Origin of the sequence: Rhodococcus sp. IEGM 1306, from assembly GCF_036541985.1 — a bacterium.
In the GTDB taxonomy this organism is placed as follows: Bacteria; Actinomycetota; Actinomycetes; order Mycobacteriales; family Mycobacteriaceae; genus Rhodococcus_F; species Rhodococcus_F qingshengii.
In genome coordinates, this window is sequence record NZ_JAZHFF010000006.1 from 156,555 (window position 1) to 170,457 (window position 13,903).

General features: G+C 63.8%; 14 protein-coding genes. 2 read left to right on the forward strand and 12 right to left on the reverse strand.

The window, feature by feature from the left end; genetic code table 11:
- Nucleotides 1-5 precede the first annotated feature (5 nt).
- Nucleotides 6-1,487 (reverse strand): flavin-containing monooxygenase, encoded by a 1,482-nt coding sequence (locus V3587_RS18775; protein ID WP_058226986.1) that lies wholly within the window; start codon nucleotides 1,485-1,487, stop codon nucleotides 6-8.
- 104 nt (nucleotides 1,488-1,591) lie between these two features.
- Between V3587_RS18775 and V3587_RS18780 the strand changes: the two genes are divergently transcribed.
- Complete coding sequence (locus tag V3587_RS18780; protein ID WP_174519500.1) at nucleotides 1,592-2,209, forward strand: TetR/AcrR family transcriptional regulator; 618 nt, start codon at nucleotides 1,592-1,594, stop codon at nucleotides 2,207-2,209.
- Here V3587_RS18780 and hisF read toward each other — a convergent pair.
- The 11 genes from hisF to V3587_RS18835 all read right to left on the reverse strand — a co-directional run bounded on the left by hisF (nucleotide 2,206) and on the right by V3587_RS18835 (nucleotide 10,573).
- Nucleotides 2,206-2,979: an imidazole glycerol phosphate synthase subunit HisF gene (gene hisF, locus V3587_RS18785; protein ID WP_003942380.1), complete on the reverse strand. Its 774-nt coding sequence runs from the start codon at nucleotides 2,977-2,979 to the stop codon at nucleotides 2,206-2,208. The two genes, V3587_RS18780 and hisF, sit on opposite strands and share 4 nt — an antisense overlap.
- Complete coding sequence (locus V3587_RS18790) at nucleotides 2,976-3,809, reverse strand: inositol monophosphatase family protein (protein WP_003942414.1); 834 nt, start codon at nucleotides 3,807-3,809, stop codon at nucleotides 2,976-2,978. Before V3587_RS18790 ends, hisF begins: the two co-directional genes overlap by 4 nt.
- 9 nt (nucleotides 3,810-3,818) lie before the next feature.
- Complete coding sequence (gene priA, locus V3587_RS18795; protein ID WP_003942371.1) at nucleotides 3,819-4,553, reverse strand: bifunctional 1-(5-phosphoribosyl)-5-((5-phosphoribosylamino)methylideneamino)imidazole-4-carboxamide isomerase/phosphoribosylanthranilate isomerase PriA; 735 nt, start codon at nucleotides 4,551-4,553, stop codon at nucleotides 3,819-3,821.
- Nucleotides 4,554-4,572: 19 nt separating this feature from the next.
- On the reverse strand, nucleotides 4,573-4,824 hold the full coding sequence (locus V3587_RS18800) for a hypothetical protein (RefSeq protein ID WP_050655347.1): 252 nt from the start codon (nucleotides 4,822-4,824) through the stop codon (nucleotides 4,573-4,575).
- On the reverse strand, nucleotides 4,821-5,456 hold the full coding sequence (gene hisH, locus V3587_RS18805; protein ID WP_283377173.1) for an imidazole glycerol phosphate synthase subunit HisH: 636 nt from the start codon (nucleotides 5,454-5,456) through the stop codon (nucleotides 4,821-4,823). The genes V3587_RS18800 and hisH overlap by 4 nt, the downstream gene beginning before the upstream one ends.
- 9 nt (nucleotides 5,457-5,465) lie before the next feature.
- The gene (locus V3587_RS18810) at nucleotides 5,466-6,587 is read right to left on the reverse strand and encodes an MFS transporter (RefSeq protein ID WP_042923080.1); all 1,122 of its coding nucleotides are present in this window, start codon (nucleotides 6,585-6,587) and stop codon (nucleotides 5,466-5,468) included.
- A gap of 68 nt (nucleotides 6,588-6,655) precedes the next feature.
- Nucleotides 6,656-6,805 (reverse strand): hypothetical protein, encoded by a 150-nt coding sequence (locus tag V3587_RS18815; RefSeq protein WP_007732248.1) that lies wholly within the window; start codon nucleotides 6,803-6,805, stop codon nucleotides 6,656-6,658.
- Entirely contained in the window at nucleotides 6,802-7,416 is a 615-nt protein-coding gene (gene hisB / locus V3587_RS18820; protein WP_003942383.1) for an imidazoleglycerol-phosphate dehydratase HisB, read from the reverse strand. Before hisB ends, V3587_RS18815 begins: the two co-directional genes overlap by 4 nt.
- The gene (locus tag V3587_RS18825; RefSeq protein WP_042449556.1) at nucleotides 7,413-8,555 is read right to left on the reverse strand and encodes a histidinol-phosphate transaminase; all 1,143 of its coding nucleotides are present in this window, start codon (nucleotides 8,553-8,555) and stop codon (nucleotides 7,413-7,415) included. The genes hisB and V3587_RS18825 overlap by 4 nt, the downstream gene beginning before the upstream one ends.
- Nucleotides 8,552-9,874, reverse strand: a complete 1,323-nt coding sequence (hisD, locus tag V3587_RS18830; RefSeq protein WP_283377174.1) for a histidinol dehydrogenase — start codon at nucleotides 9,872-9,874, stop codon at nucleotides 8,552-8,554. Before hisD ends, V3587_RS18825 begins: the two co-directional genes overlap by 4 nt.
- Before the next feature lie 153 nt (nucleotides 9,875-10,027).
- Nucleotides 10,028-10,573 carry a hypothetical protein gene (locus tag V3587_RS18835; RefSeq protein WP_007732256.1) on the reverse strand — a complete coding sequence of 182 codons (546 nt, stop codon included), beginning with the start codon at nucleotides 10,571-10,573 and terminating at the stop codon, nucleotides 10,028-10,030.
- 55 nt (nucleotides 10,574-10,628) lie between these two features.
- Between V3587_RS18835 and V3587_RS18840 the strand changes: the two genes are divergently transcribed.
- Entirely contained in the window at nucleotides 10,629-13,898 is a 3,270-nt protein-coding gene (locus V3587_RS18840; RefSeq protein ID WP_411742242.1) for an arabinosyltransferase domain-containing protein, read from the forward strand.
- Nucleotides 13,899-13,903 lie beyond the last annotated feature (5 nt).

Below are 13,903 nucleotides of genomic sequence, written 5' to 3' on the forward strand. Positions count from 1 at the left end.
CCCGCCTAGATGATCGAATAGTCCTCGAGCGGAAAGCGTTTCGCTTCGACGAACGCATTCCGTGTAGACGTGGGCCGCAGAATCGCAGCCTCGCCGTGCTGATTGAAGTAATAGCTTCGTGCAGTCTGGCAACTACCGCCGTAGAAGACGGAGTCCGCCAGGTTCTCGGTCATCCGGTCGAGGAACTCGGCGTTGGCAGTTTCGGTGACCTCGAATGTTTCCGCGCCGCGCCGTTTCACCTCGCCGAACAGTCGATCCATGTGCTGCATCTGGGATTCGATCGTCGTGAAGTAGGACAACCCGCTGTACGAGTACGGACTGGCGAGCGTGAGGAAATTGGGGAAATACGGAACCGCGACCCCTTCGTAGGCCTGGAAACGGTTGTCGCGCCACCACTTACCGAGGTTTCGTCCCTCGCGACCGATAACCTCGATGGCTGGAAAGTTCACATCCCAGAGGTTGAATCCCGTTGCCAGCACCAAGGTGTCGATCTCGGTCTTGCGACCGTCGGCGGTGACGATTCCGTCGGCAGCGATGTGGTCGATCGGCGTCGTTTCGAGATGCACGTTGTCCTTGGTGAACGTACGGAAGTAGTTGTTGGAAAATGTGGGACGCTTGCACCCGAAGTCGTAGTCCGGTGTGAGTTGTTTGCGAAGGCTGGCGTCGCTGACCTGGGACCGCAGAAACGCACGTGATGCGGCCGCCGCACCCTTGTTCAACAGTTTGACCTGCTTGTAGTGAAGGACCGCGCTGACCATGATCATTTCTAGGATCGACGAACTGACAGCGCGGGCGATTCGCTGGGTGAGCGGAATACGCGAGAACAGCTTCTGCACTGCATTCGGAATGGAGACGTCGATCTTGGGAACCACCCAGATCGGGGTGCGTTGGTAGACGGTCAACTCTGCGGCCTGCCGCGCCACCTCGGGGATCAACTGCACAGCGGTGGCGCCGGTTCCGATGATTGCGGTCTTGGTGCCGGACAGATCGTAGGAATCGTCCCAGGCCGTGGTGTGGATGATCTTGCCGGCGAAGTCGTCGATACCGGAGATGTCGGGCCGATGCGGTTGCGAGAGGAAACCCGTCGCAGTCAGGAGGTACTTGGCAGTGATGTCCGGCGCGCCTTCGACGGATACGACCCAGTGCGAGGAATCCTCGTCCCAGCGGGCTCCGTTGACCACGGCACCGAACGTCATGTGCTTCCGCAGATCGTACTTGTCCGCGACGTGATCGGCGTACTTCTTCAGTTCCGCGCCCGGTGCGAAAAGCCTGGACCAGTTCGGATTGGGCTCGAACGAATACGAGTAGGTGACCGACGCGATGTCGACAGCCAGACCGGGATAGCGGTTGACGTGCCAGGTTCCACCCAGATCGTCCTCGCGCTCGAGGATCGCCAGGTTGTTCAGGCCCAGCCGCTTGAGTTGAATGGCCGCACCCATTCCGCCGAAGCCCGCCCCCACCACAACTGCGTCGTACTGCACTGCCATCGGAGAATCCCTCTCGTGAACTGCACATCAGAAAAACTGCACATCAGAAACTGACACGTCATTCCGTTATTGAGAACGGTATCATTCCTGATGTGACGAAGGCCATGACCAGAGCGGAACGAAAAAAGGCGGAATTGCGCCGCGAGATCATCGACGCATCATTCGAGTGCTTCGCGGAACGCGGCTACCACGCGACCGGAATTGCCGATATCGCAACAACTCTCGGAATCGGTCACGGGACCTTCTACCGGTACTTCGAGAACAAGCGCGACATCATCGACCACGTCATCGACGATCTGATCGCAAAGATCATCAGCGCACTCGCCGTCGAAAATGCCCCTGACGCAGCAAATACATTGGACGAGTACCGCGCCCAGGTCGGTCGCATCGCCGAAGCGCTCCCCCGCATCTTCTTCGACGACCCGCGCATTCCGCGGGTTCTGCTCTTCGAGACGACAGGCGTCGACGCCGATCTCACTGGCCGGATGCTCGATCTACTCGACCAGTCGGCATCGTTGACCGCGGCGTACCTGCACCACGGAGTCGAATGCGGCTATCTACGCGCCGACCTCGATGTCGACAACACTGCCCACGCCGTCAACGGCATGATGCTGGCAAGTGCGATTCAAGGATTGCGAGCCGGTTCGTCCGTCGACTGCACGGCGTTGAACCAAGCCATCAGCCGCCTCATGTTCGACGGAATCCGCGCCGAGAACGCCTAGCGAACGACGATTCCCTCGGCACGCATCGCATCCTTGACCTCCGGGATGCTCAGATCGCCGAAGTGGAAGACACTTGCTGCGAGAACTGCGTCTGCGCCCGCTTCGACTGCAGGGGCAAAGTGCTCGACCAGGCCGGCACCGCCACTGGCGATCACCGGTACGTGGACTGCCGCCCGGACAGCGCGGATCATCAGAAGGTCGAAGCCCGCTTTGGTGCCGTCGGCATCCATCGAGTTGAGCAGGATCTCCCCCACTCCCAACTCTGCACCACGCTCGGCCCACTCGACAGCGTCGATCCCGGTGCCGCGCTTGCCCCCGTGCGTCGTGACCTCCCACCCCGACGGTGTGTCCGGCTGCCCCTGGGGAACGGTGCGGGCATCGACCGAGAGGACGATGCACTGCGAGCCGAAACGCTCACTCAGTTCCTTCAGCAGTTCCGGGCGCGCAATCGCCGCGGTGTTGACGCTGACCTTGTCGGCACCGGCACGCAGCAGACGATCGACATCCGCGACCGTGCGCACTCCACCGCCGACGGTCAGAGGAATGAAAACCTGCTCGGCAGTGCGACTTACGACGTCGAGCATCGTGCCGCGATCCGACGTGGAGGCGGTCACGTCCAGGAAGGTCAGTTCGTCGGCGCCCTGAGCGTCGTACGCTGCCGCGAGTTCCACCGGATCTCCGGCGTCGCGAAGATTCTCGAAATTGACACCCTTGACCACTCGCCCGGCGTCGACGTCGAGGCACGGAATCACACGAACTGCGAGGGTCATGACTGTGGTCCTCCTGAGGACGAAGCGCGCGGATCACCGAGCGCGTTGAGGATATCGAGAATCTCACCGTGGATGCCCGGAGCGGCAGCGAGCACCGACTCCGATTCTACGGTCCACGGGCGGCCGGCCAGGTCGGTGACCACCCCGCCCGCACCGCGAACGAGCGCGACCCCGGCCGCGTTGTCCCACGCGTTGCGGCCGTAGACGATCGCACCGCCCAGGATGCCGGCCGCGGTGAAGGCCAGATCGACTCCGGTTGAACCGTGTATCCGGATCCGCGAGGACACCTTGCTGATCTCGGCGAGGAGGTCGAGACGGAAACTGCCGGGGATCCGCCCTCGACTGTTGACGTTGAGCGCACCCAAGCCGACGATCGACGACGCCAGATCGGTTGGCTCCAGCGGCGGTACGGCGATTCCATTGACCAACAACGGACCGCCGGCGCGAGTCGCGTACGTGTGACCGATCAATGGAAGCCAGGTCAATCCGAGCACCGGGACACCGTCGTCGAGAAGCGCCAACAACGTTCCGGCAGTGGGCAATCCGGCCGAGTAGTTGAAAGTACCGTCAACGGGGTCGAGAACCCAGACGAGCCCGGAACCGACGTCGGGACCGCCGAATTCCTCGCCGTGCACCTCGATGCCGGTCTGCTCGAACAACTCCGCGGTCAACCGCTTCTCGAGCGCAAGATCGACCTCGGTGGCAAAATCACCCCAGCCCTTGCGGACCGCACTCGGGGCGCCGACACCGGAGACGAACTGATCGTGGACGCCGTCGAGAAGCCGACCCGCAATCGCGAGAAGTTCGTCGAGGTCACGCGTCGGAGTCATCTGGAAAATCTATCCGGAAACTGCTGCCAGTGCTTCGGGGAGAGTGAAGCGACCGGCATACAATGCCTTGCCCACGATCGCGCCCTCGACACCCTGATCAACCAGGCTGGAAATGGCGAGTAGATCCTCGATGGTCGACACACCACCGGAGGCGACGACGTGCGCGTCGGTGACCGCGCAGACCTGGCTGAGAAGTTCGAGATTGGGACCGGTGAGTGTGCCGTCCTTGGAGACGTCGGTGACGACGTAACGAGTGCAGCCGTCACGGTCCAGACGCGCGAGGGTCTCCCACAGATCGCCGCCGTCGGTGACCCAGCCGCGACCACGGGTGCGGTACTGACCGTCGACGAGACGAACATCGAGGCCGACAGCGATCTTGTCGCCGTACTTGGCCAATGCACGCGCACACCACTCGGGATCCTCGATAGCGGCAGTACCGAGATTCACGCGAGCACAGCCGGTGGCCAGTGCGGCTTCCAGGGAAGCGTCGTCGCGGATTCCACCGGACAGTTCCACCTTGACCGTCAGGTCGCCGATGACGCCGGCCAACAGTTCACTGTTGGACCCACGCCCGAAAGCAGCGTCGAGGTCGACAAGATGCACCCATTCGGCACCGTCGTTCTGCCACGCAAGAGCAGCGTCGCGGGGCGACCCGTAACCGGTCTCACTTCCCGCCTCTCCTTGCACGAGGCGAACAGCTTCACCGTTGACGACATCTACAGCAGGCAAAAGGACCAGGCTCACGTGCGGTAACCCTAGTAGGTCAGGACCTCGAACCGTCTTCCGGGTCACCGAACGCTTTTCGGGTCATCCGCTTGGATACGACGCCCATTGCCGCAATCGCAGCGGCGACCCCCACGAGACCGATCACGAGGCCGACGCCCGGCGATGGTTTGAGAACAACGATGACGACAGTTGCGACCGCCAGCGCAGCCACAGCGGCGCCGAGCGAGAACAACGCCAGACGGGCGAGGGAGAAATCGTCACCGCGGTTCGGTCCGGATCCCCCGGTCACAAACTCTGCACCCAGTTGCTCAGCAGCTCGGCGCCCGCGTCACCGGATTTCTCGGGGTGGAACTGCGTTGCCGACAACGCACCGTTCTCGACGGCAGCGAGGAACTTTCCGCCGTGATCGGCCCATGTCAGCTTCGGGGGTGCAATGTGCTCGGACGGCGCGAGCTCCCAACTCTGCACACCGTAGGAGTGGACGAAGTAGAAGCGGGTATCGGCGTCTATGCCCTTGAACAGGGTGCTGGACTCCGGAGCCTCCACGGTGTTCCAGCCCATGTGCGGCAGGACCTCTGCTTGCAGCCTCTCCACGGTGCCGGGCCATTCGCCACAGCCCTCCGCCTCGACACCGAATTCGACTCCCCGGTCGAACAAAATCTGCATGCCGACGCAGATGCCCAGCACCGGTCGGCCACCGGCCAGGCGTCTGCCGATGATTCGGTCACCCTGCACTGCACGCAGACCTTCCATGCAGGCCGCGAACGCGCCGACGCCGGGCACCACGAGACCGTCGGCCGCCAGTGCAACCTTCAGGTCGTTGGTCACCTCCACCTGCGCCCCGGTGCGCGCCAGTGCGCGAGTAGCCGAATGCAGGTTGCCGGAGCCGTAATCGAGTACAGCAATCGTGGAAGCGCTCATGCCCCAACTCTATCGGGCAACCCTGCTGCCGATCACTTTGCCGCCCGCGGCCAGTGCCGGGAGGAGCGCGACAACTACCGCGGAGACCGCGAACACCCATGCGTAGCCGGCAGTCGTGGCCACGAATCCCAACGCCAGTGCACCGATTCCGGTGCCGGCGTCGTAGCCGATGTTCCAGATCGCGCTGGCGGATCCGAGTTGCCTCGGGCCGGCAGCCTGAAACGCCATGACCAAGGACTCGTTCTGCACCGCCCCGAACCCCAGCCCGAAAAGGACCGCCGCGCAGAACAAGACCGGCGTCGACCCGCCGTCGACGTTGATCGCGAACAGCACCAATCCGATGGTCGACGACGCCAATGCCGGCGCGAGTGTCCGACCACTGCCGAGACGATCGGCGATCAGGCCCGCCGAGTACCGGCCGACCAACATCGACCCACTGGCGGTCGCCAACACCACTCCAGCAACGGCCGCACGCTCCGAGATTGCGATCGGCAGTAGAGACGACAATCCGCCGAACGAGGCGGACACACACGCCAGAGCGAGCACCGGAACCAAGACGGCGAACACACTCAGTCGAACGGATTCCCCGGTCGGCTGGGCGAAGATCTTCGGCAACCCGGCAATGGCCACCAGCGCGAGCGCCGGGATCAGCGCACCGAGGACGAACACCGGTGTCGCCGACCACCGTTCCATGATCGCAAGCCCCAGCGGAAGCCCCGCCATTTGTGACGCTGCGATCGCGATTCCCTGAGCACCGGTGGCACGGCCCAGAATTCGTTTGGGCGCCAACTCCGCCACCAGTGCACTGCCGGCCACCGTCAGCATGCCGAAACCGATACCACGCACCGCGGAAACCGCCAGGACAGGACCGGCGTCGGCCGAGATCAACAGCACCAACGACGGTGGGCCGAGGAGCAGACACCCGACCGCCAGCACGCGCCGGTAGCCCTGCGTCCGCAACAACCGAGGCACGAGCAGTTGCGTCAAGACCGTGGCCGCCATGAAGACACCGGTCACCGATCCGGCAAGCGCATCCGATCCGCCGGACTGCGCAACCAGCAACGGCACCACCGGCAACAGCAACGACCAGCCACCGAAAGCTGCTGCCGCCATGATCAGGACACCGATCATGCCCGGAGTGCGAAGCAACCCCGGCGATGGAGCAGGATCTTGCGTCTCAGACACAGTCACTTTTCGCGTCACAGACGCAGTGCGCCCGCTACCGCCGCCAGAACCGCCAATGCCAGAAGGATTCCCGACGCAAGCTTGTTGACCTTGAACATCGAGTAGGCGCCGCCCACGGCAATACCCGCGCCGATGAACAGCAGATAGGTGAAGAGGACGCTCACAGTGTGCCCTTCGTCGACGGCACGCCACTCACGCGCGGATCCGGCTCGACCGCCTCACGCAGAGCGCGCGCAACGGCCTTGTACTCGGCTTCGGTGATGTGATGCTGATCGCGGCCGTACAGAACCCGAACGTGCAGTGCGATACGTGCATTCAATGCGATCGACTCGAACACGTGGCGGTTGATCACCGCGTGATACGGAACGCCCGGGTACCCGCCGATGACGGAATGCACCATGTAGTCGGGCTCACCGGTGTGCACGCAGTACGGGCGACCGGAGACGTCGACCGACGCGTGCGCCAGCGTTTCGTCCATCGGGATGAAAGCGTCGCCGAAACGACGGATGCCCTTCTTGTCGCCGAGAGCCTGGCCGAGCGCCTGGCCGAAAACGATCGCGGTGTCCTCGACGGTGTGGTGAGCGTCGATCTCGACGTCACCCTTCGCCTTGACGTCGAGATCGAAGCTGGCGTGCGTACCCAGGGCGTTGAGCATGTGGTCGAAGAACGGAACGCCGGTGGAGACGTCGACGATGCCGGTCCCGTCCAGATTCAGTTCGACGACGATGCTTGATTCCCGAGTTGTTCGTTCGATCCGCGCGATGCGATCGCTCATGCCGTCTCTCCTGAATTCGTGTCGACCAGCTGGGTGCCTGCGATTTCGTCACTGGCCTTGATGAACGCGTCGTTCTCGGCTTCGAGTCCCACGGTGGCCCGCAGGTATCCGGGGATGCCGATGTCGCGGATGAGAACCCCGCGGTCGAGGTATTCCTTCCACGCCTGTGCACTGTCGGTGAACTGTCCGAACAAGATGAAGTTCGCGTCACTGGGAATCACTCGGAAACCGGTGTCCGCCAGCGCCTTCGACACGCGATCGCGCTCGGCGGACAAGGCGTGCACACTGCCGAGGGTCTCGTCGGCGTGACGCAGGGCGGCACGTGCCGCCGCCTGCGTGACCACCGAGAGGTGATAAGGCAAGCGCACCAATAACAGTGCATCGATGAACGCGGGAGCGGCGGCGAGGTAGCCGAGTCGGCCACCGGCAAACGCGAAAGCCTTGCTCATGGTGCGGGTCACAACCAGCTTGGCCGGGAACTCGTCGATCAGCGTCATCGCGCTGGGGGCAGCGGAGAACTCCGCGTACGCCTCGTCGACGATCACGATGCCCGGCGCCACGTCGAGGATGCGTCGCAGTTCTGCAATGCCGACGCTGTGTCCGGTCGGGTTGTTGGGGCTGGTCACGAACACGACGTCGGGTCGACGTTCCGCGATCACGGTGACGGCAGCATCCACGTCGAGTGCGAAGTCGTCCCGACGGAAGACCTCGACCCACTCGGTATCGGTACCGTCGGCGATGATCGGGTGCATCGAGTACGACGGCACAAAACCCATCGCGCTACGTCCCGGACCTGCGAACGCCTGAAGAAGTTGCTGCAGAATCTCGTTCGATCCGTTTGCCGCCCACAGATTGTCGACGGTGACCGGTACACCTGTCTGCTTCGCCAGGTACGCCGCCAGATCCGTCCGCAACGCCACAGCGTCACGGTCGGGGTAGCGGTGCAGTTCCTTCGCGGCTTCGCGCACGGATTCGGCCACATCGTCGATGAGCGCCTGGGTCGGCGGATGCGGGTTCTCGTTCGTGTTGAGCTGAACCGGAACCGTCAACTGCGGTGCGCCGTACGCCGACTTTCCACGCAGGTTCTCGCGAATCGGCAGGGCGTCGACCGAAATCGACTCTCCAGGAGCACTACTCATCGCAGAGCCTCGAATCGCAGACGCACAGCCTCGCCGTGAGCCGGCAGATCCTCCGCATTGGCCAGCGTGATGACATGTCCGGCAGCGTCTTTCAGTGCAGACTCGGAGTAGTCGATCACGTGGATTCCACGAAGGAACGTCTGCACACTCAGACCGGAGGAGTGGCGTGCACACCCGGCCGTCGGCAGAACGTGGTTGGAGCCGGCGCAGTAGTCGCCGAGACTGACCGGCGCCCACGGGCCGACGAACACGGCACCAGCGCTGGTGACCTGAGCTGCCACCCCGGTTGCATCCTCGGTCTGGATCTCGAGGTGCTCTGCCGCATACGCATTGACGACGCGCAGACCAGCGGAAACATCAGAAACGAGCACCGTGCCCGACTGGCTACCGGTCAGTGCCGTGGTGACGCGCTCGCGATGCTTGGTGATCTCGAGCTGAGCAGCCAGAGCCTTGTCGACCGCGTCGGCCAAGTCGACGCTGGTCGTGACAAGAACGCTGGCGGCCATCACGTCGTGCTCGGCCTGGCTGATGAGATCGGCGGCAACGTGGACCGGGTCAGCGGTGTGGTCGGCGAGGATCGCGATCTCGGTGGGACCGGCTTCCGCGTCGATGCCGACCAGTCCGCGGCACAGACGCTTGGCGGCAGTGACGTAGATGTTGCCGGGACCGGTGATGAGGTCGACCGGGACAAGCTCGGTTCCATCGGTGTCGGTTCCGCCGTAGGTAAGGAGGGCGACGCCCTGCCCGCCGCCGACGGCCCACACTTCGTCGACGCCGAGCATGGCTGCTGCGGCAAGGATGGTCGGGTGCGGCAATCCGCCGAAGTCGGCTTGGGGCGGCGAGGCGACAACAAGTGATCCGACGCCGGCCGTCTGAGCCGGCACGACGTTCATGACAACGCTGGACGGGTACACGGCATTGCCGCCGGGCACGTACAGCCCGACGCGCTCGACCGGAACCCAACGCTCGGTGACCGTGCCACCCGGAACGACCTCGGTGACGGTGTCCTTGCGACGCTGGTCGGCGTGCACCGTGCGGGTGCGCTCGATCGCAACCTCGAGGGCTTCCTTGACTGCGGGGTCGAGTTCACGAAGTGCGCGCGCGAGCTCGGCCGCGGGTACACGAACCGAAGCCGGACGAACGCCGTCGAACTTCTCGCCGAACTCGAGGGCGGCTTCTGCCCCGCGATCACGGACGGCTTCGACCATCGGGCGAACCTGATGCAGTACCGCGTCCACATCCACTCCACCTCGGGGAAGCGCGGCGCGAAGTTCGGCCGTGGATGGGGTACGACCACGCAGGTCGGTGCGGGCAAGCATGAGAGTTCCTCTCGTACGCAAACGGGGTGCCTGTGCAAGCGGCAGCAAACCGGTCCGGCATCACAGGCCCTGAACAGCGCGCCTGAAACACAGAACTGATGTCAATTATCCAGGATAGGCGCACCCCGTTTTTCACCGGTCCACCTGCAACGCTCACTGCAGGTCCGGCGCCCGCCGCCGGGCGAGTTCGATCAGCTCGTCCCTTCGAGGTGTTGCCACCGAGATTTCACGGCCGTCATGCAGACGAAAGCGGACCCCGTCGCCGGGTGACGCGAGAATTACCCGCATACCTGGGCCGGTCATTCGATAACCGATTCCGGAGCCCATCCCGATATGTACTGCAGTGGCAGACACAACTTCGTCCCACCTAAATACCTGACGCAGCCCCGGAGACAGCGCGATCGACACTCGTTCGACGTCTGTGGTGATGATCACGCGCACCTTCCACATGTACGCGGCCAACCCGAAGGACAGGACCGCGGACAACACGGCGCCGACGTAGCCCGCCGAGTCGCGATCCACGATTGCCGCGAACCCGCAGACAATTACCAGGACAATTCCGAGGACGACGCACAATGCGACCGCCGAACGCCGCAGTAGTGGGCTCAGGGGAATGGACTCGTGAAATTCGCGCACAGCACCCCCCGCCTCGATCGCCGACAACCCCACCCCGAGGAATGACACCGGGAACACGACCATCCCATTACTCGCGCTTTTATAACAAACACGTCACGCACAGCTAGGGTCCAAAGTCGTGACAGACAGTGACGTGGCCACGACCGCACCTCCGGCCTTGCCGACCCCTCAGCGATCCAGCGGACCGAACCGAGCACGGATCGTTGCGATTGTCGCATCGATCCTCGGCATAGTTTTGTGCGGATCAGTGCCGTTCCTGCCGATCGAGCAGGACACCGCCGTCGTCAACTGGCCGCAGGCCGGGTCGACGACAAGCGTCGAGGCGCCATTGGTCTCGTACACACCGTTGCGCATGGAGGCATCGATTCCGTGCGCGTCGATCAGCGAGTTGGCCGCCACCGGCGGAACACTCGTCTCGACTGCACCTCCGGGTGCCCCCGATGCGCGCCGCTACGGATTTGTTGCCACCGTCTCCCCCGAATCCGCCGACGCTCCCGCTCGGGTCGACGTTGTCCTACGCGATCGAGTGTTGCTCTCGACACCCGTCGCTGATCTGCAGACTGGATGCGCACTCACGCTCGCCGCCGAGCCGACCCGAACCACCTTCAGCGCCACCGGTTCCGAACCGCGCGTCATCGAGGGCGACAGCCGACCACAGGTAGTCGGCGTCTTCAGCGACCTCGATTCGGCGGCAGCCGGTTTGAACGTCTCGATCGAGGCGGACTCTCGCTTCACGTCGAGCCCGTCGGTGATCAAGACTCTCGCCATGATTCTCGGGGCACTCACGGCTCTCGTGTCCCTCTTCGCGCTGCACCGCCTCGACAACCGCGACGGCCGGGGCACACGCAAATTTCTGCCCGCCCGATGGTGGAAGTTCACCGTCCTCGACGGGGTCGTCGTCGGAACTCTGGTGCTGTGGCACTTCATCGGCGCTACCACCACCGACGACGGCTACCAGTTCACGATGGCAAGAGCCTCCGAGCAATCGGGCTACATGTCCAACTACTTCCGGTGGTTCGCGGTCCCCGAAACCCCGTTCGGAACGCCGTATTACAACATCCTCGGACTCCTGGCCCACGTCAGCACCGCAAGCCCCTGGGTCCGTCTGCCTGCTCTGTTGGCAGGCATCATCACCTGGCTCGTCATCAGCCGGGAGGTTGCGCCTCGGCTGGGCGCCGCCATTCGCGGAAATCGACTCGCCCTCTGGACCGGCGCGCTTGTCTTCCTCGCTTTCTGGCTTCCGTTCAACAACGGACTGCGCCCCGAACCGATCGTTGCCCTCGGCGTGCTGCTGACCTGGTGCTCGATCGAACGCGCCGTCGCGACGAGACGACTTCTGCCGGTCGCAGTCGCGATCCTGATCGCCGGATTCACCTTGACTGCCGGCCCTTCCGGCCTCATCTGCTTTGCCGCACTCATCGCCGGAATACGCCCGATCATGCGCATCATCATCGAACGTGCGCGCACCACCGGTTACGTCGCGGCTGTCGGGCCACTGCTAGCTGCCGGACTCTCGATTCTCATCCCCGCGTTCGGCGATCAAAGTCTGGCCGCCGTCATCGAGATGCAACGCGTCCACTCGATCTCACCGAATCAGCCCTGGTTCGACGAGTACCTCCGCTATCAGTACCTCTTCAACATCTCCGTCGACGGTTCCCTGACTCGCAGATTCGGTGTGTTCGTCATGGTTCTGTGCCTTGGCGTCTGCACCGCGATGATGCTGCGCAAGGGGGGCCGGATTCCCGGTTTGGCCGCCGGCCCGTCACGCCGCGTCGTGGGGCTGACGATCGGCGCACTGCCACTGCTGATGTTCTCGCCGACCAAGTGGACGCACCACTTCGGAATCTTTGCCGGACTCACCGCCGTTCTGGCGATGATGACGGCCGTCGCCGTGGGAACAAAACTCCTGCGCTCGCCGCGCAATCGGGCCCTCTTCGCGGCGGCCGTCCTGTTCCTCCTCGCGGTGGCATTCACCGGCAGCAACAGCTACTACTACGTGTCCAGCTACAGCGTTCCGTGGTGGGACAAGCCTGTGTCCATCAGCGGACTCGGCGCGAGCACCGTCCTCCTCGGGCTGACGGTGCTGATGCTCGGCGTCGCCGCGTGGTACTTCTTCCGTGAGCCGTACACCGCGGGGAAGGAACCGTCCGCGAAGCACGCTCGACTGCTTGCCATCTCGCCACTGACGGTTGCCGCAGGTGCCATGGTCCTCTTTGAGGTGCTGTCCATGGCCAAGGGCGCGGTCACCCAGTACCCGGCCTATTCGGTGGGCCGTGCAAACGTCGACGCCGTTCTCGGCCAACACTGCGGACTCGCCAACGACGTTCTGCTCGAGACCGATCCGAACGCCTCGATGCTGACGCCCCTCTCGGGCAGCGTCGCCACAGGACTGTCCGCCGGTGGGGCTACGGGATTCGATCCGAATGGCGTCGCCTCCGACCTTCGAGCAGACAAGGAAGCCACGGCTACCGGCGGCGCGAACACCGTCGACACCTCCGAGGACACCGCCGGCAACTCGGCCGGAACCGGCGGTGGCGCCGGACAGACCGGAGTCAACGGCAGTTCGGTCGCGTTGCCGTTCGGTCTCGACCCGGCGACAACACCCGTCATGGGTAGTTACGGTCAGCCCTCCCCCGGCACTCTGACCAGTGACTGGTACCAACTCCCCGACGTGGGCGAGAACGCCACACGTGGCGACATCATCTCGATTGCCGCGGCTGGTCGTGTTCGGTCCGTCGACAAGGACGGAATCGTCACCTACGGCCAGAACGTCGAGGTCGAGTACGGCACAGCGCGTGGCGTCGACGATGCCGAAACAGACGCTGTCGAAACACTCGGAAAGATCGCGCCCCTCGACATCGGCCCGGCGCCGTCATGGCGGAACCTGCGTGTGCCGTTGGATCAGATTCCCGTCGAAGCCAACAGCATTCGACTGGTCGTCAGCGACTACGACAGCAAGCCCGACCAATGGGTGGCCGTCACCCCGCCGCGGGTTCCGAAGACCCAGAAGCTCAACGACGTCGTCGGTTCACAGGCGCCCGTCATGCTGGATTGGGCTGTCGGACTGGCATTCCCATGCCAACGCCCCTTCGATCATCGGGTCGGTGTCGCCGAGGTCCCCGAGTATCGGATCCTTCCCGACCATTCCGGCGCGCTCGTGACCAGTGCCTGGCAGGACCACTACGGTGGTGGACCGTTGGGGTGGATCGATCTGCTCCTGACCGCTCAGACCATTCCGTCGTATCTCGACAACGACTGGGCTCGCGACTGGGGTTCGATCGAGAAGTACACACCGATCGATCCGAGTGCAGTACCTGCCCAGGTCGACGAAACGACCGTTCAGCGCTCCGGGACGTGGAACCCGGGATCGATGACCATGGTTTTCTGAGCGGA